Genomic DNA, 26,403 nt, shown 5'->3' with positions numbered 1-26,403 from the left:
AGTAAAAGGGAGCATATTTAATTATGCTCCCTTTATTTTTATATAGATGTTGTTTCAGTAGTGGATGATAATCTTTTCGATGCGATATCAAAATAGGTTTCTGATAGCTCAACACCAATAAATTTTCTACCTAACATAACTGCAGCAACTCCCGTTGTACCACTTCCCATAAAAGGATCTAAAATAAGCTCGTTCTTATTCGTATGAATTTTTAGTATCTCCATAAATAATTTTAGGCTTTTTTGTGTTGGGTGTTCCGTGCGCTCTATCCCAGCAACTGTTGGTGTAGTAAAGGTTGAGCGTAGGTAAGGAACATCTTCGGGCTTATTAAAGGTCCATTTTGCACCTTTATTCACTGCCCAAACGGCAAATTCTGTGTCTTGAACATAACGTCTATGGATATTCCTAGGCATAGGATTTGTCTTTTTCCATTCAATAAAGTCTTTTACTTGTAATCCATTTTTTTCTAATTCGTCAACGATATAACTAATATTCCGATAAGAACAGAAGATGATCATTGATCCATTTTTAGCGAGTAATTTAGCGTATTTAGCAATCCACTGTGTTGGGTCAAAATCCTTATCCCAATTTCCGAAATCAATGCCTTTTCGTTTACTGGAAGACATGGTAGAAAAGTTATTTTCTTGGGAAATGACATAAGGTGGATCTGTGATGATATGATCAAAAACCACATTGTTTTCGACAAAATAGTTATAAACATAGTCCATATTACCATTAAAAATTTGGTAATTTGATGTCTCTATTTTACTATTGAAATAACTCATTTGGCGCTTAATTGATTTACCTAATGCCTTAGCTAATAAAGGTGGAACAGCATTACCAATTTGTTTACAAATTTCGGTTTTACTACCTAAAAATTGGTAATTATCAGGAAAACTTTGTAAACGAGCAGCTTCTCTTGGTGTGATAGCTCGATGTAAGTATGGGTGCGAGTTTTTACCATTAGATGGTGTATCAAATCTAGTATCGATTGTTGGGCTTGGTTTATCCCATTCAAGACGCGCCCAAGTTGTATTGAATTTTTGTTTACCATGGAGTGTTTCAGGTAAATATTCTTTTCCACATTCAGGTGGGATCATTTTTAATTTATCTAAAGCAATTTGGGCATGGTTAGTTGCTTTATGATTAAATAGCTGACCTGTTTTGTTACGCAGTTGCTCTTGGTATGCTGATTGTGGATCATTTAAATAGAGCGAGACATCGCTTCCTTCAGATGAATTTAAATAAGCCAAGTCAGAAATGGCATCTCTAACATTCACTTTAGCATATTCTTCTCGTTGTAAATCCTGAAAATCAAAAGCAAAATTCAAAGCGCCTATAATAATAGCTCTTTCTCGATTTTGTGGTACACCAAACTCTCGGGCATTTAAAACTCGATATTCGACTTGGTAACCTAGTTGAGTAAAAGTGTCTACAATTTCGTTAATGAAATAGCCATCAGCGCAAGAAATTAAATTTTTAACATTTTCAATAATAAAAATAGCTGGTTTGAGTCTTTGAACAACATCAATATATTCTAAAAAAAGAAAATTGCGTTGGTCTGCTAACCCTAGCTTTTTCCCTTTATTTGAAAATCCCTGACAGGGTGGGCCTCCTACAATCATATTAACACCCAGTAATTCAGCTTGATGGATGATTGCTTCTTTTGTGGTAGGATCAGAAATATCCCCCAAAATAGTGATAGCATTAGGATGGTTATGTTTAAATGTGTTTAAAGCATCATGATTAAAATCATTGGCAATGACAGTTTGGAATCCGTCAATTTGTTCTAGTCCGCAAGAGATTCCGCCAGCGCCAGCAAAAAGGTCTAATATTTTAAAATTCATCATTTTTTGAGGGTGATAAAAAATTACCCTCAATTCTAACATAGGTCTAGAATTTAGGATATGTTTGTGAATGGCAAACGCTCAAAAAGTAAGGAGTGATATGATGTTAAATGTCGATCAATTTATAGAGAATGCAACATTAGAAGGCTTAATCTCAGCTTTTTTCAATTTTTCTATTGATAGGGATGGTAATTTTGAAATTGTGTCGTCCTATCGATCTTCTAAATTTACTTCAATAGAACTAACCCAGGAAATATACCAAAGTAATAACAAATTATTGAGCGATTGGTCTGGTATTCCTTTTATTATTCAAGGTAGCCGACATATTTGTAAACTACAACGAAGTAAGCGTATCTATACACCATCTCAATTTATTACAACGTTATATAAAAAGATTCAGAGAAAAGGGACAGAACATTATACAGATTCAGAGTTTGAAAGAGTCTTGTTACTTGGACTGATGGGATTACGAGGTAGTGCTGATCCTAAAACAAATTTTTATGCGGTTGATGTGAACAGGGATATTCAAACGGATGAGTATCTAGATTATATTTTCAAATTATTAACAAATATCTCAGATGTTCGCCAATTAAATCTAAACTTTAGAGAGCTTCAACAGCAGTATAAGGAAAATATACATCGTAGAAATACTCAAATCAGAGTAAATTTAAAATGGTTTTCAGAATTAATTGATTATGATTTATCGAATGTTAATATTTATAAGCATGAAATTCTGCAGTGTTTAAAAGCTGAAATCTCTTTAAAAAGAGAAAAAGATGATACTGAAAATGGTTTTATGGAACGTTTGGTTATTTATCGGAATAAAATTCTTAACCAAATAGAAGAGAATGATCAAAACCAACTTAATCTTCAGGTTCAAGCGTTGCGTACCCAGCTAGGATTTGTCAATGCTTCAGATGATAATATGATACAAAATCGTTCATCAAGCATTGTTAATATTGCAAAGGGCTTGTATGAAGATGAATGTGTTTGCTGCAAAGATATTTATCCATTAGAAAGTAGAACTTTTAAATTACGCAATAGTGATAGATTTTATTTAGAAATTCACCATGTTATCTCATTTTCAAGTGATAGAAATGGCGATCAAATTGATAATCTTGTTAAAATTTGTCCATCTTGTCATAGAGCTCTAACAAAAAATAGAGCGGATGAAGAATATCAAAAGAGCCTTATTCGAAATATTTTGAAAAATTCACCAAGTGCAAAGGGATATGTTTCTAACTTTTTTGATGATCCGACAGATGAAAAATTAGTGAATTATATTTATGATAAATTGCGCTAAAAAATCGGTAGAGTAAATGGAAGATAGCTTAAAACCTTTTATAATAAGGCTTTAAGCTAATATTTAAACTATTTGGTCCTAGATGTTTTTTTTATCTAGAAATTAATTCTGATACCGGCAGTAACTACGTTATTACGTCCTTTATTACCAGAAAGTTTCAGGTCATAGTTAGAATATAAGGCAACATTTTTATTTACCTGTGTTAATACACCTACACCAACCCAAGTTTTGTTTCTCGCTAAAGAGATACCTTTTACATCAAATTTAGCATCTGATAAACCTGTATAGTTTGCTTTAAAGCTAAGATCTTGTTCTTTAAAGGCTCTCTGGTGATTCACGTAGCCTTGGATAGTTGTTTTCATTCCTTTCCAATCTACATCAAGTGATGTACGTAAACCAATTAAACCACTTGTTTGTTTATAAGTAGCTTTATCTGCTGTAAGACCAAATTGGCTATTTTGCTCACTAAATGCGCCTCGTCTAACAACATCATGATTTAAACCTACAAATGGAGTTAATGACACGTTATTCATTCTAAAATCATAGCCAGACTCTATATAAGCAGATAAAACTCGGTCTTTGTGATTGATTTTTGCAGTACTCACATTCGAATCATCTAAGATAATATTACGTTCGACATCTGAATCTACACGACCAAAACCTAAACGCCCTTGTAAATACCAAGGTGTTTTATGTTTATTGCCTAAACGAGCATATAAAGATGCACCGATACCATCAGCTTTTGAACTTCCACCATAACGATCGAATTCAACTTTTGCTTTCGAATAATTGAAAGCAGCTCCCAGAATAAAATCATCAAAGATTTTTTTATCAATACCTAGTTGTCCAGCATACGTATTAGTTTTTCCTTCACCAAAACCATTCTCTTTTAGTACACCATTACCATAAATTCCTGTTACCCATACGCCAGCATTATCTCCTAGATGATCTAATGCGCCGAGCATCACAAGACGGTTTGATAAATCTTTATTGACAGTTTCCGAATTCTCAAATGTTAAAGCTTGAGCTGAAGCATAGATTTGTCCTGATAAACTATCTAATACTGCACTTCTTGCATTCACATCGGTAATACTATTTTGTAAAACAGCTGCACTTTCTACAAAAGAATCATTAAGTCCGTTGCTATCATTTTCAAGTTTATTGTCTAAGACAGTGAAACTGTTTTCTAAAGCTGTAGCTACGTTTTCCCACATTTTCTCATTCGAAGATGTTTCATTTACGTAATCAACAACATTAGCACGACTTACTGTTGTACTAATTTCATTAGGATTACTTTGTACTGCTTTTACATTCAATAAGCCTACAGATTCAATCTTAGAAAAATTACCTGTTATGATACCATCAGCAATTAATGTTCTATTAGTTACACCTTTCGCAGTAACATATTCCGCTCTATCGCCCTTATTCGATGTTAAGGTTAATGTGGAATCATTTAGATCAACGTTTCCTTTTACATTAAGAGTAGAACCTAATGTTGATACTAATCTACTTGATTTTGCTGCTTCATAATCACTTTGAATAGTTGAGCTACCTTGATTTATCAAAGTACCTTGGTTACTCACTTTATTCTCTAAGGTTGTATTGTTAGTAACTAACGTACCATTTTCACCTACATTAATTTTAGAAGCATAGCTCTTGCCATTAATAGTGATTGCCCCTGCATGTAAAGTAGTATCACCAGTAAAGCTACTATCTCCAGCTAAGACTAGTTCTCCAGCACCATTTTTTATTAGTCCCGCATCACCATCAATATCATTTTCGAAAATATAGCTTCCACTTGGAATATTTACTGAAACATTATCTGCTTTTGTTAGGCGAGTATCAAAGCGAGCAGGTCCTTTGACTGCTTTTTCGACGTTAAGTAAGCCCCAACCATAAACATCATCAACACCTTGTTCACCGATATCAGTAGCAGTTGTTAAGATGGATTGTTTAATCAGATTACCATCCATCCAAGGGTATTTCTGTTTTACTAGAGCTGCTGTACCAGTTACCGCAGGAGAAGCAAATGATGAACCACTTGCAACCACATCTCGTTTATTTAGGTTAAAGGCATAATCACCCACAGCAGAAATAGTCCAGTTTTTTGCAACCCCGGCTTGTGAGTATGGTAATAAATTATTCCATTCGACATTACCTAGATCTGCATTTGTTTTTGTCGCTAAAGCAGCAACGGCAATCCATCCTTTTTCTAATTCAGGCTCATAATATGGTAATCCTGCTTGTAGAGTAGGATTTTTGTCTCCTCTCGTATTACCAGCTGCCCAAACAAATAAACCGCCCTGATCTACCTTTTCTTTATACCAATCTAGAAGAGAAGAATCCATCTGGTGAGCATAATAATAAATAGAATTCTTTCTATCATTAAAGTAAGTCAAAGGCTTAGGTATTCCATATGACTGATTATAAATTCGTGCACCACGATTCCATAAATCATTATATATAGATTTAGTAGCTAATAAGCCGGTACCACTTAAAGTAATTTTTGTAATATCCGATAATAATAGTGTTGCGCCAGGAGCTACGCCGTTAGTTGTATTACCGCCAACCATTTCAGCAACCATTACACCATGTGTAGCGCTAGATGGAGCTGTACGACCTGTTTCAAGAACAATGCCTCTATCGCCAAATTTTTTAGTGATATCATCAGCCATAGAGTTATTCTTAAAGCCACTATCCAAAATACCAACAATAACACCTTTACCGTCTAAATTAACGTTCTGTTTATTATTTGGATCTCTTAGATTGTACCCTCTTGTCACATCATTCCATTGAACACCTCTTACTGGTACATTCTCAGCAACAACTATTGGACGATTTATAATTGGGGTGCTAGGTTTAATAATGATTGGAGTTTCCACGACAGGTTTCGTTGGAGTCTCAACAACAGGTTTTGTATCTACCACTGGTTTCGTTGGAGTTTCAACGACAGGTTTTGTATCTACTACTGGTTTCGTTGGAGTTTCAACGACAGGTTTTGTATCTACGACTGGTTTCGTTGGAGTTTCAACGACAGGTTTTGTATCTACAATTGGTTTCGTTGGGGTTTCAACGACAGGTTTTGTATCTACGACTGGTTTCGTTGGGGTTTCAACGACAGGTTTTCTTGGATTGGTAACAATAGGCGTTCTAACTGTAGATGTAATTACTCTCACAGTTGTTCTGCCATTCACTGTTGTATAAATCTTAGTGGTTGTTACCCCATTTACTGTTGTTGTAACCGTTCTTGTTATTGGCTTAGAATAATATGAGTTATACCAGGAAGTATAGTTATTCCTATATATAGATGAATATTTGTAATAACTATTTGTGGCAGCAGGATAATATCTTGCTGTAGTTGATAGACTACTAGATGCTTGGTTAGCATTAGCATCTATAAAGAAAAGTGGCGCCATTGCTAATGCAATAACTAAATTTTTTTTCTTCATGATTTAAATTTCCTTCTAAAAAAACATAAAATATTCCTCACTACTCTTCTAATAAATGTTTATTAAAAAAATAATGAGGGCGAAGATTAGAGCAAAAAATTTTAGTGAATGCAATAAACTCTGGTTAAGAATAAAACAGTTGAATTTATTTAATTAAATAAAATTAATTATAATTGTTAAATTTCCTTGTGATTTTATTTCTATATTATAGTTGCACAAAACTTAAAAAATGCCCTATGTTATGCTGTATTTGTATGAGTACTACATAAACCGTTTTTTACAAAATAAACTCTTCTTTCAAGTCAATATATTCTTAATTTATCTAACGTCATAAAATATATGAAGCAATATATGCTATATAACAGCGCTAATATGTCAGTTGATGCAGGAGAATGTTTAGATATTAAATGGTGATTAATGAGAAAGATATTTCTAATACGTTGGAGTAATATAGTTGAATAAAAAGTCTAAAATTAGTTCGTTTCTTGATCAAATTACAAGCGGTAGGTTTAGTATAAAAATTTTAATCTTATGTGGTAGTTACACAAAAAATGCAATTATTCGGAGAGTCAGGTTAATTTTCAGTATATTACAGGTAATTGATAGAACTATATGACCTTTTATCCTGAATATATAGCAGAGAGAGCAAAATAATTGGCAACGCTAATTTAGAGCCTTGTAGTATAAGGCTCTAAGCTATGTTTTATCTAATCTTTTGTACTATTGTCTTATTTTAATGCATTCAACGCAGCGACATAGTTTGGCTCTTGTTTGATTTCAGGGACTAATTCGCTGTGTAGGACGTTGTTGTTTTCATCTAACACAATTACCGCACGGGCGGTTAAGCCTGCAAGTGGACCTGTAGCAATATCAACGCCAACAGCTTGGTGGAACGCTTTATTACGGAAAGTTGAAAGCGTTTGGGCGTTTTCAATGCCTTCTGCTCCACAGAAACGGGCCTGTGCGAATGGTAAGTCTGCAGAAATGCAAAGTACCACTGTGTTTGCCAATTCTGCTGCTTCTTTGTTGAAAACGCGCACAGAAGTGGCACAAATGCCGGTGTCAATGCTTGGGAAAATGTTTAAGACTTTGCGTTTGCCAGCAAAATCAGCAAGAGAAACGTCCGCTAAGCCGTTGCTCACAAGGGTAAAATTTGCCACAGAACTACCCACTTGTGGGAATTGTCCGGCGACTTCTATTGGATTTCCAGCTAAAGTAACTTGACTCATAATTGCTCCTAAATAGGTTGAAAAAGACCTACGCAATATAATGATTTCTGAGTTAAATGGAAATGAATTTTAGCAATAGTTTATGCTTATCTTTTTGGCAAATGAGCATATCTCGGCTATACTTTCTGTTGCTAGTAGGGTGGGCATCCTTGCCCACCATTCATAAATGATATTTAAACGGTGGGCAAGGATGCCCACCCTACATTAAGGTTTTGATTATGTTGAAAATTTTTCGTATTGTGAGTGTTGCAACCTTGGCAATGCTGATTAGTTTGGTCGGTACGATTTATGCGTTGTTCCGTTTACGCCATCCAAGCAGTGTTGGTGTGGTTGCTCGTATGTTCGGTTCCCTACATAAACTTCTGGGTGTTCAATTAATTACACGAAATTATGCGGGATTTGATAAACCAGCCATCTATATTGGAAACCATCAAAATAACTATGACATGGTAACGATTGCCGCGATGGTTCCACCAAAAACGGTGAGTATTGGAAAGCGTAGTTTGATTTGGATTCCTTTTTTTGGCTTAGTTTATTGGGCAACGGGGAATATTTTTATTCATCGTGAAAAACGTAGCAGTGCAATCAGTACAATGAATAAAGTGAGTGAAATTATTCGAGATAAACAGATTTCGATTTGGATGTTCCCTGAAGGTACTCGTAGCCGTGGGCGTGGGTTGTTGCCGTTTAAGACAGGGGCATTTCATACTGCCATTTCTGCAGGTATCCCGATTGTGCCTATCGTATGTTCTACCACTCACGATAAAATTGATTTAAATCGTTGGAATAATGGTGTTGTTATTTGTGAACAATTAGAACCTATTGATACATCAGGTTATGATCGTGATAATCTCAAAGAGCTCATCGAGAAATGTCATCAGGTGATGAAAGATAGAATTGAACAATTAGATCAAGAAGTCGCACAGTTAGAACGTAAATAGTATGAAACTTTCTCGTAGGCAATTTCTAAAACGTTCCGTTGTTACCGGGGCTTTAACAGTTGCTCCAACTCCTTTATTGGCTAAAGATCGCCCTTCTCTTGTCATTCCACCTATTATGGATGTGGGAAGGGGAAGACCCATTCGACTTGATTTTCGACCTGCTCAAACACAATTTGATTCAAAGAAATTAGTCGATGTTTGGGGGGCGAATGGACGCTATTTAGCACCAACGGTGAGAGTCAAATCAGGCGATTTTGTTAAACTGACTTATCTCAATAGTTTGCCTCAAGATCTTTCTATTAATATCCAAGGCTTACTTGCACCTACAGAGATGATTGGCTCCATTCACCGAAAAATAACCAAAAATAGCAGCTGGTCTCCAATTTTATCGGTCAATCAACCCGCTTGTACTGCGTGGTATTATGCCGATACGATGTTAAATTCCGCTTTTCAAGTCTATCGTGGTATCGTCGGTTTATGGTTTATCGAAGATAGCGAAAGCAAAAAAGCGGCGTTACCGAATAAATATGGCGTGAATGATATTCCACTCATCTTGCAAGATCAGCTGATTAATCATGAAGGTGTTCAGGTCTTAGATACCCAATCACCGCAATTTTTTGGTAAGCGTTTGTTTGTTAATGGTGTTGAATCGCCTTATGTGAATGTACCACGTGGCTGGGTTCGTTTACGCATCGTTAATGCTTCATTATCAAGACGTTATGAATTACGTTTAGATAACGATAAACCCCTTTATTTAATTGCAACGGGTGTCGGATTTTTATCTGAAATGGTAGAAATGACGCAGATTTCACTTGCACCATCAGAACGAATTGAAGTTTTGGTTGACCTAAATGAAGGTGAAACAGTTTCTTTGATCCACGGTGAAAAACGGAATTTCTTCTATGAAGTCAGCCAATTTTTTAAAGATAATGATGAATTAAAAGATAATGTTGTCGTCGAGTTACGCCCTGAAGGATTGCCTTCAGCATTAAATGTTTCTCCGACGTTACCTCATTTTAATCTCGATGACTTTAAATTAAGTATTGTGCAAGAGCGGAAATTGAGTTTACGTCCGTTAGATCGTTTGATTAATCAACAACGGTTTGATCCAAAACGAATAGACTTTGATGTGAAAAAAGGCACAGTGGAGCGTTGGTATTTAACCACGACTGATGCCGTCGGCTTTACCTTACAGGGTGCGAAATTTATTGTCGAAACACGAAATAAACAAGCTGAACCGTATAAACAATTAGCTTGGCGAGATACCGTATGGCTTAATCCTTCAGAAGAAGTCACGCTTTTAGTCCGTTTTGAGCATAGTGCGTCGCCACAGCTTCCACTTACCTTCGGGGCATCAGATCTCATGCTCAGAGATAGAGGCTGTATGGGGCAGTTTACTGTCAGTGAATAGCCACAAGCGGTCGGATCAGCGAGAAAATTTGCAAAAAAACGTGGAAATCTTACCGCTTATGTCACATTCACTGATAGAATACGGGCGTTTTTATTTCTGCCAAAACAGATAGGAAAAATTATGACCACAGAATACTTAGATTTTGAACTGCCGATTGCGGAGCTAGAAGCGAAAATTGAAGCCTTGCGTTCGGCGGTGGGTAACGATAACAAAATCAACCTTGATGATGAAATCGCTCGTTTACAGAAAAAGAGCGAAGAACTCACTAAAAAAACCTTTTCTGACTTAGATGCGTGGCAAATTTCACGAATGGCTCGCCACCCAAGTCGCCCTTATACGCTAGATTATATTGAGCGTATTTTCACCGAATTTGATGAACTGGCAGGCGACCGTGCTTTTGCTGACGATAAAGCGATTGTCGGCGGTATTGCTCGTTTAGACGGTCGTCCTGTGATGGTCATTGGTCATCAAAAAGGACGTACCGTGAAAGAGAAAGTCAAACGCAACTTTGGTATGCCAGCCCCTGAAGGCTATCGCAAAGCGTTGCGTTTAATGCAAATGGCTGAACGTTTTAATATGCCGATCATTACCTTTATTGACACACCGGGAGCTTATCCAGGCATTGGGGCAGAAGAGCGTGGTCAATCTGAAGCGATTGCTCGCAACTTGCGTGAAATGTCCACCTTAAAAGTGCCAGTGATTTGTACCGTAATCGGCGAAGGCGGTTCGGGCGGTGCGTTAGCGATTGGTGTGGGCGATAAAGTGAATATGTTGCAATACAGCACCTATTCCGTTATTTCCCCTGAAGGCTGTGCCTCTATTTTATGGAAAAGTGCCGAAAAAGCCTCAACCGCAGCGGAAGTAATGGGTTTAACCGCCCCACGTTTAAAAGAGCTTGAGCTGATCGACAACATCGTGCCAGAGCCGTTAGGCGGTGCACATCGTAACTTTGATGAAATGGCTGCGAACTTGAAAAAACGCTTGCTGGAAGATTTAGCGGATTTATCGCCGTTAGATGCGGAATCGTTGTTAGATCGTCGTTATCAACGTCTGATGAATTACGGTTACGTTTAATCATTTATCATGATCAAGCGGTAAGATGAAAGCAATATTTTGCAAATCTCTTACCGCTTTCTTTTTGCTGAAAATTGGAAATAGAGATAGCCAAAAGACTTTTCGAAAATGAATAAATTAAGAAATAGTAGAAAATGGTGCCGACTACCGGAATCGAACTGGTGACCTACTGATTACAAGTCAGTTGCTCTACCTACTGAGCTAAGTCGGCATTTGACGAGATGTCTTGAAAAGAGTGCGCATTTTAACGATTTTGAGTGTGATTGCAACTGTTTTTAATAAAAAAGCGTAATTATTATCGAAAGGAGTTTAATTTTATGAAAAATGTACTTTCTATTCAATCTCATGTAGTTTATGGCTATGCGGGTAATAAAGCAGCAACTTTTCCAATGCAACTTTTGGGGATTGATGTTTGGGCGTTAAATACAGTGCAATTTTCTAACCATACGCAATATGGTAAATGGAAAGGCATGGTGGTGCCGAAAGAGCAAATCGGTGAAATTACCCAGGGCATTGCGGAAATTGATGCATTACATGAATGTGATGCGGTGCTGTCAGGTTATATTGGTGCGGCAGAGCAAGGTGCTGAAATCTTAGCTTGTGTAGAGCGAGTAAAATCGGCTAATCCAGAAGCGATTTATTTTTGCGATCCAGTGATGGGGCATCCTGATAAAGGTTGTATTGTTGCACCTGGAGTAGCGGAATTTTTGCGCGATGAAGCGATGGTAAAAGCAGATATCATTGCACCTAATTTAGTCGAATTGAGAGAACTGACAGGCTTACCTGTAGAAAACTTTGCTCAGGCCTTAGAAGCGATTAAATTTATTCGTCAAAAAGGGGCAAAGCGTGTTTTAGTTAAACATTTAAGCAAAGTAGGACAAGATCCTGCTCAATTTGAAATGGTGTTAGCTAATGAAGAAGGTATTTGGCATATTAGCCGCCCGTTGCACCAATTTGTAGCAAAAGATCCTGTTGGTGTGGGTGATTTAACAAGCGGTCTGTTCTTGGCTAATTTACTCAATGGCAAGTCCGATTTAGAAGCGTTTGAACACACAGCAAATGCCGTAAATGATGTGATGAGTGTGACTCAACAAAGTGGTAAATATGAACTTCAAATTATTAAAGCTCGTGCATTCATTGTTGAGCCACAGAGTCAGTATAAAGCGGTGAAAATTGGCTAGGATCTGTTAATAATTCGTGAAGTGTCATATTTTAATGAAATAAAGTAGGGGCGCCACGCTTGGCGTCTACTGAATATCGCCTTTGCGTAAAGATTGGATTAAACGGACGCCAAGCGTGGCGTCCCTACAAGTAACTTTATCCGAATTATTAACAACTAATCCCTAACGAACCATTTGTAAAATCAGCATATAACTTGCAATACAGAGCAAGATAGCGCCTAACAATTTCTGCATCGTTTGTGGTTTAAGAATGCCTCGTAACTTCATTGAGAAAAAACTGGTGATGAAAGAGCAGGTCACGACAATTGCCACTACAGTAAAATTTACATAACCCACTTGCCATGAGTTTTCTAAATAGACAGGTGGGGTTTTACTTAGATAACCGTAGAGATTGCCTAGTCCACCAATGATCATCATGTAGTTGCTGTATGCGGCTATTTGATGTGGTTTAACGCTTGGTAATAGGCTGATAAGAGGTGCCATAATTGAACCGCCACCAATACCTGTAATTCCCGCCACACTGCCACCAAAAGCACACACTGAAATACCTTTGATATTCTCATTTAACTTGCTACAAGCGGTCGTATTTTCTGATTTTTTTACGAAGAAAATGCGTAGAGCTAGCACTAGTAGGGTTACTACGAATACCGTTACAATCAGCCAGTTAGGAATAAAGAAACTGAGTTCAAAACCTAGTTGTACCCCGATAATCATCCCTACCGACCAAAGTAGTAGTGATTTGATATTCACTGGAACACGTTGTTTATAAAAATAAATGAGATTGATAGTTGCTGTTCCCATCACGGTCATCAATGAAGTCGCTGCAACCATTTGTAAAGAAAATTCAGGAAAAAGGGTGTGTAAAATGGGTACCATCAGTACGCCACCACCAATACCAAAGAGTGCTGACATTAAGTTTGTTAGTATGCCGCAAACAACTAAAATTAAAATTGTGGTGATTGTCATTGTTGTCTCCCAAGGATAGGAAGTTTTTATGGCAACTATTATGAGAGAGATAGTTCGGAAAGTTTTATGATCATTCTCATATTTTTGGAGTGAAATTTCACTATTTTCAGAATTTGTGAGCTAGATCACTTTACATTTATGACAATTATCATACTTCGTTGACAGCTAACAGGATTATGCTAAAGCTGTTCTAAATTTCTAGAATGACATTTTTGTATCTCAATCGTAAAACTTAAGGAGGACTATATGTTGCTTACAATAGTCAGTTTTTTAGTCGTAACCGCCGCAGTTGGTTGGATCTCTTGGTATAAAACCAAAGATGATGATTTAAGCACATCAAAAGGCTATTTTTTGGCTGGGCGAGGATTGAGTGGCGTAGTTATCGGCTGCTCAATGGTATTAACATCCCTTTCGACAGAGCAATTAATCGGGATTAATGCAAACTCTTATGCGGGTAACTTCTCAATTATGGCATGGACAGTGCAATCGGTGATTCCTCTCTGTTTCCTTGCGTTATATCTATTACCAAAATATATCCGCAACGGTTACACCACCATTCCAGAGTTCTTTGAAGCACGTTTTGACCGTCAAACGCGTTTGATTATGTCAACACTCTTCTTGTTCTTCTATCTTTTCATCGCGATTCCAACTGCACTTTATACCGGTGCGATTGCGTTTAACAAAATCTTCAATCTTGAAGTCGTTTTCGGTATCAGCTATGGCGAAGCAATTACTTATACCGTTATTGCAACAGGGGTTGTTGGAGCGATTTATGCGATCTTCGGTGGTTTGAAAGCGGTTGCGGTATCCGATACGTGGAATGCGGTAATCTTAGTGATTGGTGCATTGCTTGTACCTTTCTTTGCATTGGCTTATTTAGGTAACGGCAGTATTTCAGAAGGTTTCCGTATCATTGGTACAACTCACGTAGAGAAATTCAATGCGATTGGTAGCGCAACAGATGCTGTACCGTGGCCTGCGATCTTCACCGGTATTTTGATCGTAAACTTCTTCTACTGGACCACTAACCAAGCGATCGTACAACGTGCATTAGGTGCAAGAGATTTAAAAGCGGGTCAAAAAGGGATTTTAATTGCAGCCTTGTTTTTATTACTTCTCCCGTTAATTCTTAACTTACCGGGCTTATTAAGTTTCCATATTCTTGGTGAAGGTTTAAAACCAATTGATGCATCATACCCAAGTTTAGTCAATAAAGTATTACCAACTTGGTTACAAGGTTTCTTTGTAGCAGCATTATTTGGTGCGATTTTAAGTACATTCAACTCGTTCTTAAACTCAGCAGCAACCATCTACTGTAACGACTTATTGCCAGCGATTACTAAAGTTAAACGTACTGATGAAGAACTCATTGCTTATGCGAAAAAAATTGGTACAGTAATGGCAGTAATCACTATGATTGTGGCACCATTATTGATGTTTGGCACAGACGGTATCTTCTTATTCACACGTCGTTTTGCAGGGTTCTTTAACATTCCTATTGTGGCACTCTTTGCTGTCGGTTTATTCAACCGTAACGTTTCAGGTTTAGCAGCTCGCATTACCTTATTAGTTCACGTTGTACTTTATTTCACATTGGTTTGGATTATCAATGTCAAAGTAAACTTTGTTTATGTTATGGGTGCATTATTCGTCTTTGACGTGGCGTTAATGTTGTTCTTAGGTCAATTCTTAAAACGTGCAACACCGTATGTGGATAACCATATCAACCATGCAAATGTGGATTTAACCCATTGGGAATATGCAAGAACGGCGGTGGCTTCATTAGTTTTAGGTTTAATTACCTTACACTTAGTCTTATCTCCGCTTGGTTTAGCTTCCCCAGAAGGTAATGCAACCATGATTATGGGAGTATGGGCAGTGCTACAAGTGCTAATTCTCATCTTCTTTGGTAAAAAGAAAGTCGTAGATAAAGCCTAATATCATCATTCGGGTTAGGGGGCAACAAGCGATTAGATTTCGATAGAAATTTGCATTCCCCCTTCCGCCTTCGGCACCTTCCCCCGTTTACGGGGGAAGGGAACCCCAAAGAGCAACAATGGAAAATACTATGAACAACATCGTTTATATTCTCTTAGACCAAGTCCGCAAAGATATGCTCGGTCCTTACGGACACCAAATCGTCAAAACCCCAAATTTAGACCGACTTGCCAAAGATGGTATTCGTTTTAATAATGCCTTTACCCCTGCTTCCGTTTGCGGTCCTGCTCGTACATCGCTGTTCACGGGCTTAATGCCGTCAAGTCACGGTATTATCAAAAACGGCGAAAAAGGCGGTACAGGCGAAATTAGCAAACAAGCTCCGAATATCTGTAACCTTGAAGGCTACAACTCTTATGTCGTGGGTAAATGGCACGTTGGTACTAAATCTGTACCGGAAGATTACGGCATCAAAGGACACAACTTTGACGGCTATGGCTATCCGGGCAGCCAAGTGTATAAAAACTTGGTCTTCAACCAACCGCCAACACATTCCAACCGCTACCGTGAATGGTTAGAAGAAAAAGGCTATGAAATCCCTGAAGTGAGCCGTGCTTACTTTGGCGACAACCCACACTTGCGTGTGCAAGAACTGTGCGGTTTACTCTCCGGCACCAAGGAAGAAACCATCGAATACTTCATCATTGACGAAGCGAAAAAATACATTCGCGAATCACTAGCTGAAGGCAAACCGTTCTTCACCTGGATCAACTTCTGGGGTCCGCACACTCCTTGTATCGTACCAGAGCCTTACTACTCCATGTACGATCCAAAAGATGTGGTGTTAGATGAAAGCTTCTTCAAACCGCTTGAAGGAAAACCGGGGCATTTCCGCACCATTTCAAAAATGTGGGGAATGTGGGAAGCCAGCGAAGAACGTTGGAAAGAAGTGATCACCAAATTCTGGGGCTACATCACCTTAATTGATGACGCTATCGGCGAATTATTCCAATTCCTTGAAGAAAACGGTTTATACGAAAACACCTTCTTAGTGGCAACCGCCGACCACGGCGACGCAATGGGTGCACACCGTATGATTGAAAAAGGTGAGTTTATGTTTGAAACCACCTACAACGTACCGCTTATCATCAAAGACCCGCAATCTAACCGAGTCAATGAAGTGGACGACAATCTCGTCTATCTCCACGACTTAACGTCCACCGTCTATGATGTAGCAGGGCAAGAAGTACCGTCCGCATTCCAAGGGGAAACCATTTTACCGATCACAAGGGAAAACAAAGAAAACGACCGCAAAGGCTTACTCTGCCAACTTGCCGGACACTTCGTTTACTTTGAACAACGAATGTGGCGACGCAAAGATTACAAACTGGTCTTCAACGCCACAGACTTGTGCGAACTCTACGATGTCCGCAAAGATCCTGAAGAAATGCACAATCTCTTCTATGATGACGCTTATAAAGAAATTAAAAAAGAGATGCTTGAGGAAATGCGAGCAGAGATGAAACGCCTAGGCGACCCGTTGGAAAACTGGGTGTATCGGATTATTGATGAGATCTAGCTTTCAATTTGTAAAAAACGTGAAAGATCAACCCGCTTGTCGCGGGTTGATTTGCTTTTTGAACCATTGTATACAATCTGATCCCCATCATAGAGCGAAGCGCATTTCTATGTTAGGATAAAGCCGAACCACAAATATGCTATGCAGGAAGCCGTTATGTCAGTAAATTCTTTTTACCCCACCGATTTAAAACAGTGCCAGCTTACCCATTTACATTCATTCGCTAAAGGTATGACGGTTTACAAGCAGGGCGAGACGGCGAAAGAGTTTTATTATGTCAATAATGGCTTGATCGGCTTGTATCATACGCTGGATAACGGCAAAGAGAGCCTTGTTCGGCTGTATCAAAAAGGCGACTATTTTGGCTATCGCACCCTGTTTGGCGATGACGGCTACCATTGCAACGCTAAAGTGTTGGTGGAAGCGGAGATCACCCGAATTAAACCAAAAGATATAGACACCTTTTTTGTGGAAAATCCGCAGATGAGCCAATTTTTGTTGCAGTCGCTTGCCAATGAACTGCGTGAAGCGGAGCAACGCTTGGCGAAAAGTGCCTATTTGCGAACCCTTGACCGTGTGATCGACAGCATCTATTTCTTGACGGAGAACTTCCCTTACTACAACTGGACGCACCGTGAAATTGCCGAATATGCAGGCTGTGAAACGGAAACGGCGATCCGCATTACCAAAGAGCTAAAACGCAACGGCTTGTTGCAAGATTGGCATAAGCAAAAATAGGGGAAACGATGTTTGAACATAGCCCGAAAGCCCATTTTCACTTAATGGCAAAGCCGAGTAGCTTTCAATGCAACATCAAATGCGAATACTGCTTTTACCTTGAAAAAGAGCATACTATTGAGCAAGCGGTGCGTTTTATGGACGAAAATACCCTGCGAAATTATGTGCGAAACTACATTCAATCGAGTGCAGGGCAACGGGTGGAGTTTGCGTGGCAAGGGGGCGAGCCGACCTTATTGGGCTTGGATTTTTTCAAACAAGCGGTCAGATTTCAGCAAGAATTTGCAAATGGCAAAACGATCACCAACGCCTTTCAAACCAACGGCATTGCCTTAAATCGACAATGGGCGGAATTTTTCAAAGAAAATCAATTCCTTATCGGTATTTCCATTGACGGCTTGAGCGATGTGCATAACAAATATCGCATTTCGGTAAACGGTCAGCCGACATTTGAACGGGTAAAACGGGCGGTGGAATTACTGAAAGAGTACGGTGTGCAGTTCAATACGCTTACCGTAATTAACGATCAAAACTGGCAAAAAGGCAGGGAAACCTATCTCGCTTTAAAAGAGCTAGGTTCAACCTTTATGCAGTTTATCCCGATTGTCGAAACAGGCTGTGGTACAGAACCTTTTGCAAAAAATAGCGCAAAACCGACCGCTTTCTCCGTTGCGCCACAAGGCTTTGGGCATTTTTTGTTGGAAGTGTTTAAAGAGTGGGTGCAACACGATGTCGGCAAAATTTATGTGTTGGAATTTGATAACCTGCTCGGGCAATGGCTCGGCTATCCGTCCAGTAGCTGTGTTCATCAAGAAACCTGTGGCGAATCGCTGATTGTGGAAGCGAACGGCGATGTCTATTCCTGCGACCATTTCGTTTACCCAAGCTACAAAGTCGGCAATTTAAACCAACAACCGTTGGGTGAAATCGCCCTTTCTGAACCACAACAAAACTTTGGGCAGAGCAAGAAAACCGCTCTCACTTCCCACTGTTTAGCCTGTGATGTACGATCTTTCTGTCACGGCGGTTGCCCGAAACATCGGATTGTTAGCTTGCCGAATGAAGTACATCAACATAACTATCTCTGCCAATCCTACCAACTCTTTTTCCGCAAAACTGCCCCATTTATGCGGAAAATGCGAGATATTATTCGCAGTGGCGGATCAGCTCAGGATATTGTGCAGTTTGTGAGACCTTAAATAACGATATGGGCGAACATATTTGTTCGCCCGCACAGAAAAATAAAAGAGAATCAGTATTCCAACTTAGATTGGATCAATTTGACCATCGCTTGCAACGCTTCTGTCGGTGCTGTTTCCTGATTCATAAACCAACGAAATAGTTCAGGATCGGTATAACCAAGCATTTCCACAAAGGTTTGTTGTTCCGTTTCAGTGAGATTATCAAAATGAGCCTGATAAAACGGCATAATCATTTTATCTAACTCACGCATACCACGGCGGCATTCCCATTCAATTTTAAAGCGGTTCATTATTGCACCTCCGTAATTCGTAATTCTCTTGGTACTTCAAATACCGTATTTTCTTCGCAGCCCTCAAGTTCTTCTACTTTGGTTACGCCTAATGTTTTCAGATGTTCAACAACGGATTGAACCAATACTTCAGGTGCAGAAGCGCCTGCAGTGATACCAATGGTTTGAACACCGTCTAACCATGTTGGGTCGATATCTTGCGGACCATCAATCAACTGCGATGGTGTTCCCATTCTTGTAGCTAATTCTGCAAGACGATTTGAGTTTGATGAATTTTTAGAACCAACAACCAAGACTAATTGCGCTAATTTTGCTAACTCTCTGACCGCTTGCTGACGGTTAGTTGTCGCATAGCAAATATCGTTTTTGCGTGGACCTTGAATTGCAGGGTACTTCTGCTTCAACGCCTCGATCACATCGCTCGTATCATCAATAGATAACGTGGTTTGTGTCATAAAAGTCAGATCTTCGTCATCTTTTAAGCCCAATTTCGCAATATCTTCCACATCTTCGACCAAGAAAATACCGCCTTTTTCGTTATCATATTGCCCCATAGTACCTACAACTTCAGGATGCCCTTCGTGACCGATCAAGATCGCTTTTGTACCTTTTTTACTCGCACGAGCTACTTGCATATGCACTTTAGTAACAAGCGGGCAGGTTGCGTCAAAAACTTTCAATTCACGGCGTTTTGCCTCGTGACGAACCGCTTGAGATACCCCATGAGCCGAGAAAATCACAATAGCACCATCTGGTACTTCATCCAACTCTTCGACAAAAATTGCCCCTTTCGCTTTTAAACCATCTACGACAAAACGGTTATGCACCACTTCGTGACGCACATAAATCGGTGCACCGTGAATTTCTAAAGCAAGTTCCACGATAGAAATTGCACGATCAACACCGGCACAAAAGCCTCTAGGATTGGCTAAAATAATGTTCATTTAATCACTCTTTTTACTTTTACGATGATCTAAAATGGATTCCAAAATTAACAATCCTGCTCCCATCACAATACTCACATCAGCGATGTTAAATACAGGATAGTGATAGATATCCCAATAAAAATCTAAAAAATCAATTACATAGCCGTTGTAAGCACGGTCTATTGCATTGCCTATTGCCCCACCGATGATTAAAGCATAACTGGCATTTTGTAGTTTAAGTTCAGTTTTATTTTTAGATAGCATGATGACCAAAGCAATAGAAATCACAATCGCTAGCCCTAAAAAGAAATACTTTTGCCAGCCTGAATGGTCAGCTAAAAAGCTAAACGCCGCCCCATAGTTTCTGACATAGGTTAAGTTGAAAATTGGTAATACATTGACACTTTCATATAGTTCAAAGCGTTGTACTACAATGTATTTAGTTAATAAATCAATGATTAATACTACCGCACTTAGCCATAACCAAGATAAACTTGTTTTTTTCATATTGTTCCTTATATCCCGAAGGTTATCACCCACGGTTATGAATAAAGTCATTTTGTAGGGGATTTACTATTTATCGTAACATATTGATTTTAATGTAAAATTAAACCTTAACCCTACAATGTTCAGTCCTATTAAATTATAGTTTTTCCTCAGTTTGAAGCGCCGTAGGAGCTTATTTATACCTAACCTAGGGCGTAAGCTCTAGATTAGCAATCAAATAGCCTCTTCGTTCTCTTCCCCTGTACGAATACGGATTACTCGTTCCACGTCGTACACGAAGATTTTACCATCGCCAATTTTGCCCGTTTGAGCGGTATCGATAATGGCTTCAATACATTCATCCACTTGCTCATCGGTGACAATAATTTCTAACTTTACTTTTGGTAAGAAATCAATCGCATATTCCGCCCCACGATACAGCTCTGTATGTCCTTTTTGGCGGCCAAAGCCTTTGACTTCCGTTACGGTCATTCCTTGAATACCAACATCCGTCAATGCTTCACGGACATCATCTAGTTTAAAAGGTTTAATAATAGCTTCGATCTTTTTCATCACATCATCCTATCTTCTCGCCGATTTCGGTCTAAAGCTCTCACAAATCTCTGGGTGAGTATCAATATAAATATCACTTAATAACTGCAAACAATAGGGAACTGCACTAAAAATACCACGAACGAGAACCTTTCCATCCAGATCTTTCACACCTTCTAGGGTTTCTTTAATGGCTTTTGGTTGTCCTGGTAAGTTTAAAATAAGTGAGCTGTGACGAATCACGCCAACTTGACGAGAAAGAATAGCAGTCGGGACAAAATGCAGACTTACCTGACGCATCTGTTCGCCAAAGCCAGGCATTTCGCGGTGGGCGATGGCAAGAGTTGCATCGGGAGTGACATCTCGTTTGGCAGGACCTGTTCCGCCTGTGGTGAGAACTAAATGGCAAGCATGTGTATCCACTAGTTCAATTAAGGTTTGCTCAATTACCGCTTGTTCATCGGGGATCAAGCGGGTTTCGATTTCAAAGGAAGTAGTTAAGGCAGATTGCAACCAAGCCTGTAATTCAGGAATACCTTGATCGGCATAAACGCCTGCGGAAGCTCGGTCTGATACGGAAACCAAGCCGATTTTGAGAGTTTCTTTGCTTAAACAAGCGGTCATTTTCTTTCTCTTTTTTGCAAATAGTGACAGCTTGCTATTTTACAGTGAGAGTTTAGTTTTCTCAAGTCTTTATCTTAAAGATAAAGTAATAATATTGAAATATAATGACAGTAATTAAAAAAAGTTTTCCTGCAATATGTGGAAGAGTGAAAAAAGCAAAAAGACAGAATGGGGCAGAAAAAGCTAAAATACTAACTTTTTGTTTTAAGGGCATAGCTCGTTTTTCATCATAATTTTTTAAATATTTTTGATAAAGTTTGGTTGTTATAAACCATCTTTGTAAGCGTACAGAACCCTTGCTAAAGCAATAAAGTGCAAGCAATAAGAAAGGTGTAGTTGGTAAACCTGGTATGATAATTCCAATAATGCCTAAGACGACACAGAGTAGTCCTAAAACGACATAAAAAGGTTTCATATTAAGTCCGTTCTAAAATTAATGGGTAGATACCAATATTATTCTTATTGAGATTTATTTTCAACAAATTAATCTGGTTACATATATTTTCTGTTACTGCATTTGCTTGAGCTATCTTTTCTTCTGTAATTTCTTCGTGTTTTTTATTAAATAAAATAGCATCAAGTAACCGCTCAGCATGCATCCCTTCGTGGCAATAATTTAATACTCCAGCTTCATTAAATGCGGTTGCCACATAGCTTATTTGAGTAGTAGCGATACCTAAAGCGCCATCTTCCCCGCCGAGTTCTCTAAAAAGTTGATGCTGTGGGAAACCACCACAAGCAAGAAAAAAGGCACGTCTAAAGACGACGTTACCACCACCAGTCATTTGCATATGTTGCCACGCATAGTCAAAATTGGGGTGTGAATGATAACGCTCGGCAATACCGACAGGTTTTAACGCAAGGCGAACTACCATTGCTTCAGGGCGAAAGTGGAAGATCGCTTCTGCCACTTGTAACGCCCCATTTTCATAGGCATCATCGGCATCAAGAAAAGCGACAAATTCTGCGTCACTTTGCAGGGCTCCCCAGTTACGAGCCTTTGCCACACCGCCGTTTTTGGGCATTTGTTCTACTTTGATTTTGGTCGGCACTTGGGCTTCAAACTGTTTCGCTAGTGCGAAACTGTTGTCCGTTGAACCGTCATCAACAATCCACAATGTACCGAGTTCTGCTTGATTTAAAGCACTTTGTACTGCTCTCTGTAAGGTACTTTCGGCGTTGTAGCAAGGGATAATCACATCAATCATTTAGCGTTCCTCATTAAATGCAAAACCTTGTGGCGAGACCGCTAAAATGGATGCGGTTTTGCCCCAATCGCCGAGAACAATACGGGTGAAGTTTTCCCCCCTTCCGCCTTCGGCACCTTCCCCCGCACGCGGGGGAAGAGACATTGTATGCACCGCTTGCCTGTGGGTATGTCCGTGAATAAGCCACTCTGCGTGGTAGTTATCCACAATTTGAGCAGTAAATTCAGGGTTTACGTCCATAATTTCTGCGGGTTTGCTTCGCTTATCGGCACGGCTTTTCGCTCGAATTTTTTGAGCAATATGAATACGTAACGCAAGGGGCAAGCGGAGAAAGAGCCATTGTCGCCAGCGTTGATGTACTTTTTTGCGGAATTGCTGATATTTCACATCATCAATACAGAGAGTATCGCCGTGACAGATTAAGGTTTTTTTGCCATATAAATCAATCAGTTGGTAATCAGGTAACAGTTGCATTCCTGTTTCATTAGCAAAGCGTTTGCCGATCAAAAAATCTCGATTACCGTGAATAAAATAACACGGCACACCTTGAGCGGTCACTTGGCAGATCGCCTGTTTGACACTGTAGATAAGTGCCGACTGTTCATCATCACCAATCCAAAAATCAAACAGATCGCCTAAGATATACACAGCGTCCGCAAGCGGTGCTTTTTCTGCCATAAATTGCAAAAACAGCTCGGTGAGTTCGGGTTGGTTGTCGTTAAGATGAAGATCGGCGATGAAGTAGGTGGTCATTACATTTTTATATTATCAGGGAACACATTCCCCTCCCCCGTTTACGGGGGAGGGTTAGGGTGGGGGGGATTTGTCCGAAGGACAAACAACAGGCAATTTGTGATAAAAAGGTTGCAAACTGCGTTTGCAATCCCCCCTTCCGCCTTCGGCACATTATTCGCTTCGCTCACCCTACGGGTCGTTGGCAAAGCCAACGCTCAAATGCTGTCGCATTTGTCCTCCCGTAAACGGGGGAAGGGAATAATTTGGGAGATTTATCTACTACTATCAAACCACCCACGAATAAACTGCACAGACAAGAAGAATGTCAAGGCGAAGAAAGCGTATAGAATATAGCTCACCCACGGTTTTGATACTGTTTCGCCTTCGGCAAGCGGTGTGATTGAGACGATATTTCTAAATTCGTTTAACCAGTTGATCCGCCAGCCGTAGTATTTGATCTGCACCATCTGTTTTTCATTCGCATAGGCTTGGGCTTTGGCTTGAATGTCCGCAGAGCCAAATTTGAAGTAGAGCGGTAAACCCCAGCCTGTGTCTTCATTGCGGTAAACCATTACCGCTTTTGTGTCAGGGTGTTCGGTGAATAGGAAGTAAACATCTCGCACTTCGCCGTCCGCAGGGTTGGATTTGCTAATCACGCCGTCTTTGTCCATACGGCGTACTTCCATTCCTGTCACCATTGTTTGTTCATAGCTTGGGAAAGCATAATTCACTCCGCCAACTAACACGATGTGTAGCGAGAGTGAGACCAAAATCAAAAAGTATTTAAACATTGCTCTCATAAAAATCCTTATCCGAACATTCGGAATATTGCCCTTAAATTTTAAACAATTTTCGCACGTTTTGCGTAGTAATGTTAGCAAATTCTTCAACAGAAACGCCTTTTAGGGTTGCCACATATTCGCACACTTCTCGCACATAGGCTGGCTGATTTGGCTTGCCACGATAAGGGATCGGGGCAAGGTATGGCGAATCGGTCTCAACGAGCAGGCGATCAAGCGGTACTTTTCGCACCACATCTCGCAATTCTTCGGCATTGCGGAACGTAATAATTCCTGAAATTGAGATATAAAAACCAATATCCAACGCCCGTTGTGCCATCGCCCAATCTTCCGTAAAACAGTGTAACACACCGCCACACTGTTCGGCGTTGCCTTTTTCTAAAAAATGCATCGTATCTTCACGAGCCGAGCGAGTATGAATAACCAACGGCTTATTGACCTGCTTCGCCACATCAATATGTTGTTCAAACAGCGACTGTTGCAACGCTTTTGTTTCAGGCGTGTAGTGATAATCCAACCCCGTTTCCCCCACAGCCACGACACGTGGATCTTGAACTAAGCGACAAAGTTTGTCGTAGTCAAATGGTTCATCTTCCACGTTCAAAGGGTGAACACCACAGGACAGCGCCACTTCGCTACGGTGAGCGGTGAGCTGTTTCATTGCGTCAAAACGTCCGAGTGTGGTGCAGATAGAAATCATCTGTTGCACCCCACGGGCTTTAGCGTTATCTATCACTTCGTCCACATTTTTGTGGCGAGTTTCATAGTCTAGCGAGTCTAGGTGACAGTGAGAGTCGATGATAAATAGGTTGTTCAAAGTTGATCCTTTTGTTATTAAAAAATGTAGGGACACACTGCGTGTGTCCGTTTTATCTTATTAAAAATTAATATCCCAATGGACACACGCAGTGTGTCCCTACAATTAGATACTACGTTTAGCTACGCCCTTTCCACCCCAAACGCCATCACTTGATCGATACGTTCGGCGTTCATTGCGATCATCATCAGGCGATCTACCCCTAAAGCGACCCCAGAGCAGTTCGGCATACCGGCTTTTAGAGCATCAAGGAAACGGTGGTCTAACGGCTGTGGCGGTAAGCCCATTGCTTCACGTTGAACGTTATCTTGCTCAAAACGGCGGATTTGCTCTTTGGCATCGCTTAATTCGTGAAAACCATTGGCAAGCTCTAAGCCTTTGTAATAGAACTCAAAACGTTCGGCGACACGGTGATCTTCGGTACTGATTTGAGCCAATGCCGCTTGTGTAGCAGGGAAGTGATAAACCGCTGTCGGACGCACTTTGCCGATATTTGCTTCGACCACTTCGCTAAATAAAAATTGCAACAAGGTATCACGTTGCTCATCTTCATCACATTGCAAGCCGTGTTCACGGGCTTTGGCGACAAGTTGAGCTTTAGTCGCAGAAAGGGGATCCAAGCCTACATAGGTTTGAAATACAAATTGATAGCTAAAACTTTCGGCAGGTTCACAATCCAAAATCTGTTGTAGTAAATCGTCCACTTCGTTAATCAAACGGTACATATCAAAATGGGGGCGATACCACTCCAACATCGTAAATTCAGGGTTGTGGCGTTTGCCTGCTTCTTCGTTGCGAAACACACGGCAGAGCTGAAAAATCGCTCCGCTACCGTTGGCAAGCAAGCGTTTCATATGATATTCAGGGCTGGTAATCAGGTGCAAGGTTTTCGCTTGATTTTCAAAAGGCGAAAGAAACTGCGTACTGAACGTAGAAAGATGAACGTCCGTCACCGAAAACTCGCTCATCGCTGGCGTTTCCACTTCCAACACGCCACGTTCGGTAAAAAATTGACGGATCTCCGCCATTATTTTGGCTCGTTTCAATAAGTTTTGAATGGTTGCTGATGGCTTCCAGTCAGGCTGTTCTTGCAAATTTTCCATTGAA

24 protein-coding genes and 1 tRNA gene are annotated in these 26,403 nt (G+C 39.8%); 9 read left to right on the top strand and 16 right to left on the bottom strand.

Annotation, left to right across the window (positions count from 1 at the left end):
• Positions 1 to 38 precede the first annotated feature (38 nt).
• A complete protein-coding gene (locus C5N92_RS06690; RefSeq protein ID WP_202820554.1) occupies positions 39 to 1,850 on the bottom strand; it encodes a DNA cytosine methyltransferase in 1,812 nt (603 codons plus the stop codon).
• A gap of 67 nt (positions 1,851 to 1,917) precedes the next feature.
• Between C5N92_RS06690 and C5N92_RS06685 the strand changes: the two genes are divergently transcribed.
• Positions 1,918 to 3,150 (top strand): HNH endonuclease signature motif containing protein, encoded by a 1,233-nt coding sequence (locus C5N92_RS06685; protein WP_111750064.1) that lies wholly within the window; start codon positions 1,918 to 1,920, stop codon positions 3,148 to 3,150.
• A gap of 95 nt (positions 3,151 to 3,245) precedes the next feature.
• Here the strand turns inward: C5N92_RS06685 and C5N92_RS06680 are convergent, their stop codons facing one another.
• Positions 3,246 to 6,599 carry an autotransporter outer membrane beta-barrel domain-containing protein gene (locus C5N92_RS06680; RefSeq protein WP_111750063.1) on the bottom strand — a complete coding sequence of 1,118 codons (3,354 nt, stop codon included), beginning with the start codon at positions 6,597 to 6,599 and terminating at the stop codon, positions 3,246 to 3,248.
• A gap of 728 nt (positions 6,600 to 7,327) precedes the next feature.
• Positions 7,328 to 7,828, bottom strand: a complete 501-nt coding sequence (tpx, locus tag C5N92_RS06675; protein ID WP_111750062.1) for a thiol peroxidase — start codon at positions 7,826 to 7,828, stop codon at positions 7,328 to 7,330.
• Between the two features lie 218 nt (positions 7,829 to 8,046).
• On the opposite strand from tpx, the gene C5N92_RS06670 reads away from it, so the two are divergent.
• From C5N92_RS06670 to accA, 3 genes are all read left to right on the top strand, one after another.
• Complete coding sequence (locus C5N92_RS06670) at positions 8,047 to 8,769, top strand: 1-acylglycerol-3-phosphate O-acyltransferase (protein WP_111750061.1); 723 nt, start codon at positions 8,047 to 8,049, stop codon at positions 8,767 to 8,769.
• A 1-nt stretch (position 8,770) separates the two neighbouring features.
• Positions 8,771 to 10,180 (top strand): multicopper oxidase domain-containing protein, encoded by a 1,410-nt coding sequence (locus C5N92_RS06665; protein ID WP_111750060.1) that lies wholly within the window; start codon positions 8,771 to 8,773, stop codon positions 10,178 to 10,180.
• 120 nt (positions 10,181 to 10,300) lie between these two features.
• Positions 10,301 to 11,254 carry an acetyl-CoA carboxylase carboxyl transferase subunit alpha gene (accA, locus tag C5N92_RS06660; RefSeq protein ID WP_111750059.1) on the top strand — a complete coding sequence of 318 codons (954 nt, stop codon included), beginning with the start codon at positions 10,301 to 10,303 and terminating at the stop codon, positions 11,252 to 11,254.
• Positions 11,255 to 11,389: 135 nt separating this feature from the next.
• On the opposite strand, the gene C5N92_RS06655 is transcribed toward accA, so the two are convergent.
• A tRNA-Thr gene (locus tag C5N92_RS06655) sits at positions 11,390 to 11,465 on the bottom strand.
• Between the two features lie 106 nt (positions 11,466 to 11,571).
• Between C5N92_RS06655 and pdxY the strand changes: the two genes are divergently transcribed.
• Complete coding sequence (gene pdxY / locus C5N92_RS06650) at positions 11,572 to 12,435, top strand: pyridoxal kinase PdxY (protein ID WP_111750058.1); 864 nt, start codon at positions 11,572 to 11,574, stop codon at positions 12,433 to 12,435.
• A gap of 162 nt (positions 12,436 to 12,597) precedes the next feature.
• On the opposite strand, the gene C5N92_RS06645 is transcribed toward pdxY, so the two are convergent.
• Positions 12,598 to 13,401, bottom strand: coding sequence for a sulfite exporter TauE/SafE family protein (locus C5N92_RS06645; protein WP_111750057.1), 804 nt, complete (start codon positions 13,399 to 13,401; stop codon positions 12,598 to 12,600).
• Between the two features lie 246 nt (positions 13,402 to 13,647).
• On the opposite strand from C5N92_RS06645, the gene C5N92_RS06640 reads away from it, so the two are divergent.
• From C5N92_RS06640 to C5N92_RS06625, 4 genes are all read left to right on the top strand, one after another.
• A complete protein-coding gene (locus C5N92_RS06640) occupies positions 13,648 to 15,339 on the top strand; it encodes a solute:sodium symporter family transporter (protein ID WP_111750056.1) in 1,692 nt (563 codons plus the stop codon).
• 130 nt (positions 15,340 to 15,469) lie between these two features.
• Entirely contained in the window at positions 15,470 to 16,918 is a 1,449-nt protein-coding gene (locus C5N92_RS06635; protein WP_111750093.1) for a sulfatase family protein, read from the top strand.
• Between the two features lie 156 nt (positions 16,919 to 17,074).
• Positions 17,075 to 17,656, top strand: a complete 582-nt coding sequence (locus C5N92_RS06630; protein WP_111750055.1) for a Crp/Fnr family transcriptional regulator — start codon at positions 17,075 to 17,077, stop codon at positions 17,654 to 17,656.
• 8 nt (positions 17,657 to 17,664) lie between these two features.
• The gene (locus C5N92_RS06625) at positions 17,665 to 18,855 is read left to right on the top strand and encodes an anaerobic sulfatase maturase (protein WP_111750054.1); all 1,191 of its coding nucleotides are present in this window, start codon (positions 17,665 to 17,667) and stop codon (positions 18,853 to 18,855) included.
• A gap of 53 nt (positions 18,856 to 18,908) precedes the next feature.
• Here the strand turns inward: C5N92_RS06625 and C5N92_RS06620 are convergent, their stop codons facing one another.
• The 11 genes from C5N92_RS06620 to epmA form a co-directional block, all read right to left on the bottom strand.
• A complete protein-coding gene (locus C5N92_RS06620) occupies positions 18,909 to 19,148 on the bottom strand; it encodes an FAD assembly factor SdhE (protein WP_111750053.1) in 240 nt (79 codons plus the stop codon).
• Positions 19,148 to 20,092, bottom strand: a complete 945-nt coding sequence (gene ispH, locus C5N92_RS06615; RefSeq protein ID WP_111750052.1) for a 4-hydroxy-3-methylbut-2-enyl diphosphate reductase — start codon at positions 20,090 to 20,092, stop codon at positions 19,148 to 19,150. The genes C5N92_RS06620 and ispH overlap by 1 nt, the downstream gene beginning before the upstream one ends.
• Positions 20,093 to 20,581, bottom strand: coding sequence for a signal peptidase II (gene lspA / locus C5N92_RS06610; protein WP_111750051.1), 489 nt, complete (start codon positions 20,579 to 20,581; stop codon positions 20,093 to 20,095).
• 213 nt (positions 20,582 to 20,794) lie between these two features.
• Positions 20,795 to 21,133, bottom strand: coding sequence for a nitrogen regulatory protein P-II (gene glnB / locus C5N92_RS06605; RefSeq protein ID WP_111750050.1), 339 nt, complete (start codon positions 21,131 to 21,133; stop codon positions 20,795 to 20,797).
• Between the two features lie 9 nt (positions 21,134 to 21,142).
• Positions 21,143 to 21,736, bottom strand: coding sequence for a molybdopterin adenylyltransferase (mog, locus tag C5N92_RS06600; RefSeq protein ID WP_111750049.1), 594 nt, complete (start codon positions 21,734 to 21,736; stop codon positions 21,143 to 21,145).
• Positions 21,737 to 21,797: 61 nt separating this feature from the next.
• Positions 21,798 to 22,151 carry a YbaN family protein gene (locus tag C5N92_RS06595; RefSeq protein ID WP_111750048.1) on the bottom strand — a complete coding sequence of 118 codons (354 nt, stop codon included), beginning with the start codon at positions 22,149 to 22,151 and terminating at the stop codon, positions 21,798 to 21,800.
• Between the two features lies 1 nt (position 22,152).
• Positions 22,153 to 22,944 (bottom strand): glycosyltransferase family 2 protein, encoded by a 792-nt coding sequence (locus C5N92_RS06590; protein ID WP_111750047.1) that lies wholly within the window; start codon positions 22,942 to 22,944, stop codon positions 22,153 to 22,155.
• Positions 22,945 to 23,697 (bottom strand): UDP-2,3-diacylglucosamine diphosphatase, encoded by a 753-nt coding sequence (lpxH, locus tag C5N92_RS06585; RefSeq protein WP_111750046.1) that lies wholly within the window; start codon positions 23,695 to 23,697, stop codon positions 22,945 to 22,947.
• Between the two features lie 254 nt (positions 23,698 to 23,951).
• A complete protein-coding gene (locus C5N92_RS06580; protein WP_111750045.1) occupies positions 23,952 to 24,479 on the bottom strand; it encodes a DUF1523 family protein in 528 nt (175 codons plus the stop codon).
• Positions 24,480 to 24,513: 34 nt separating this feature from the next.
• On the bottom strand, positions 24,514 to 25,296 hold the full coding sequence (locus tag C5N92_RS06575; protein ID WP_111750044.1) for a TatD family hydrolase: 783 nt from the start codon (positions 25,294 to 25,296) through the stop codon (positions 24,514 to 24,516).
• 122 nt (positions 25,297 to 25,418) lie between these two features.
• The gene (gene epmA / locus C5N92_RS06570; protein ID WP_111750043.1) at positions 25,419 to 26,399 is read right to left on the bottom strand and encodes an elongation factor P--(R)-beta-lysine ligase; all 981 of its coding nucleotides are present in this window, start codon (positions 26,397 to 26,399) and stop codon (positions 25,419 to 25,421) included.
• Positions 26,400 to 26,403: the final 4 nt, after the last annotated feature.

Origin of the sequence: Glaesserella australis (genome assembly GCF_003260095.1) — a bacterium.
In the GTDB taxonomy this organism is placed as follows: domain Bacteria; phylum Pseudomonadota; class Gammaproteobacteria; order Enterobacterales; family Pasteurellaceae; genus Glaesserella; species Glaesserella australis.
This window is presented reverse-complemented; position numbering and strand designations above follow the sequence as displayed.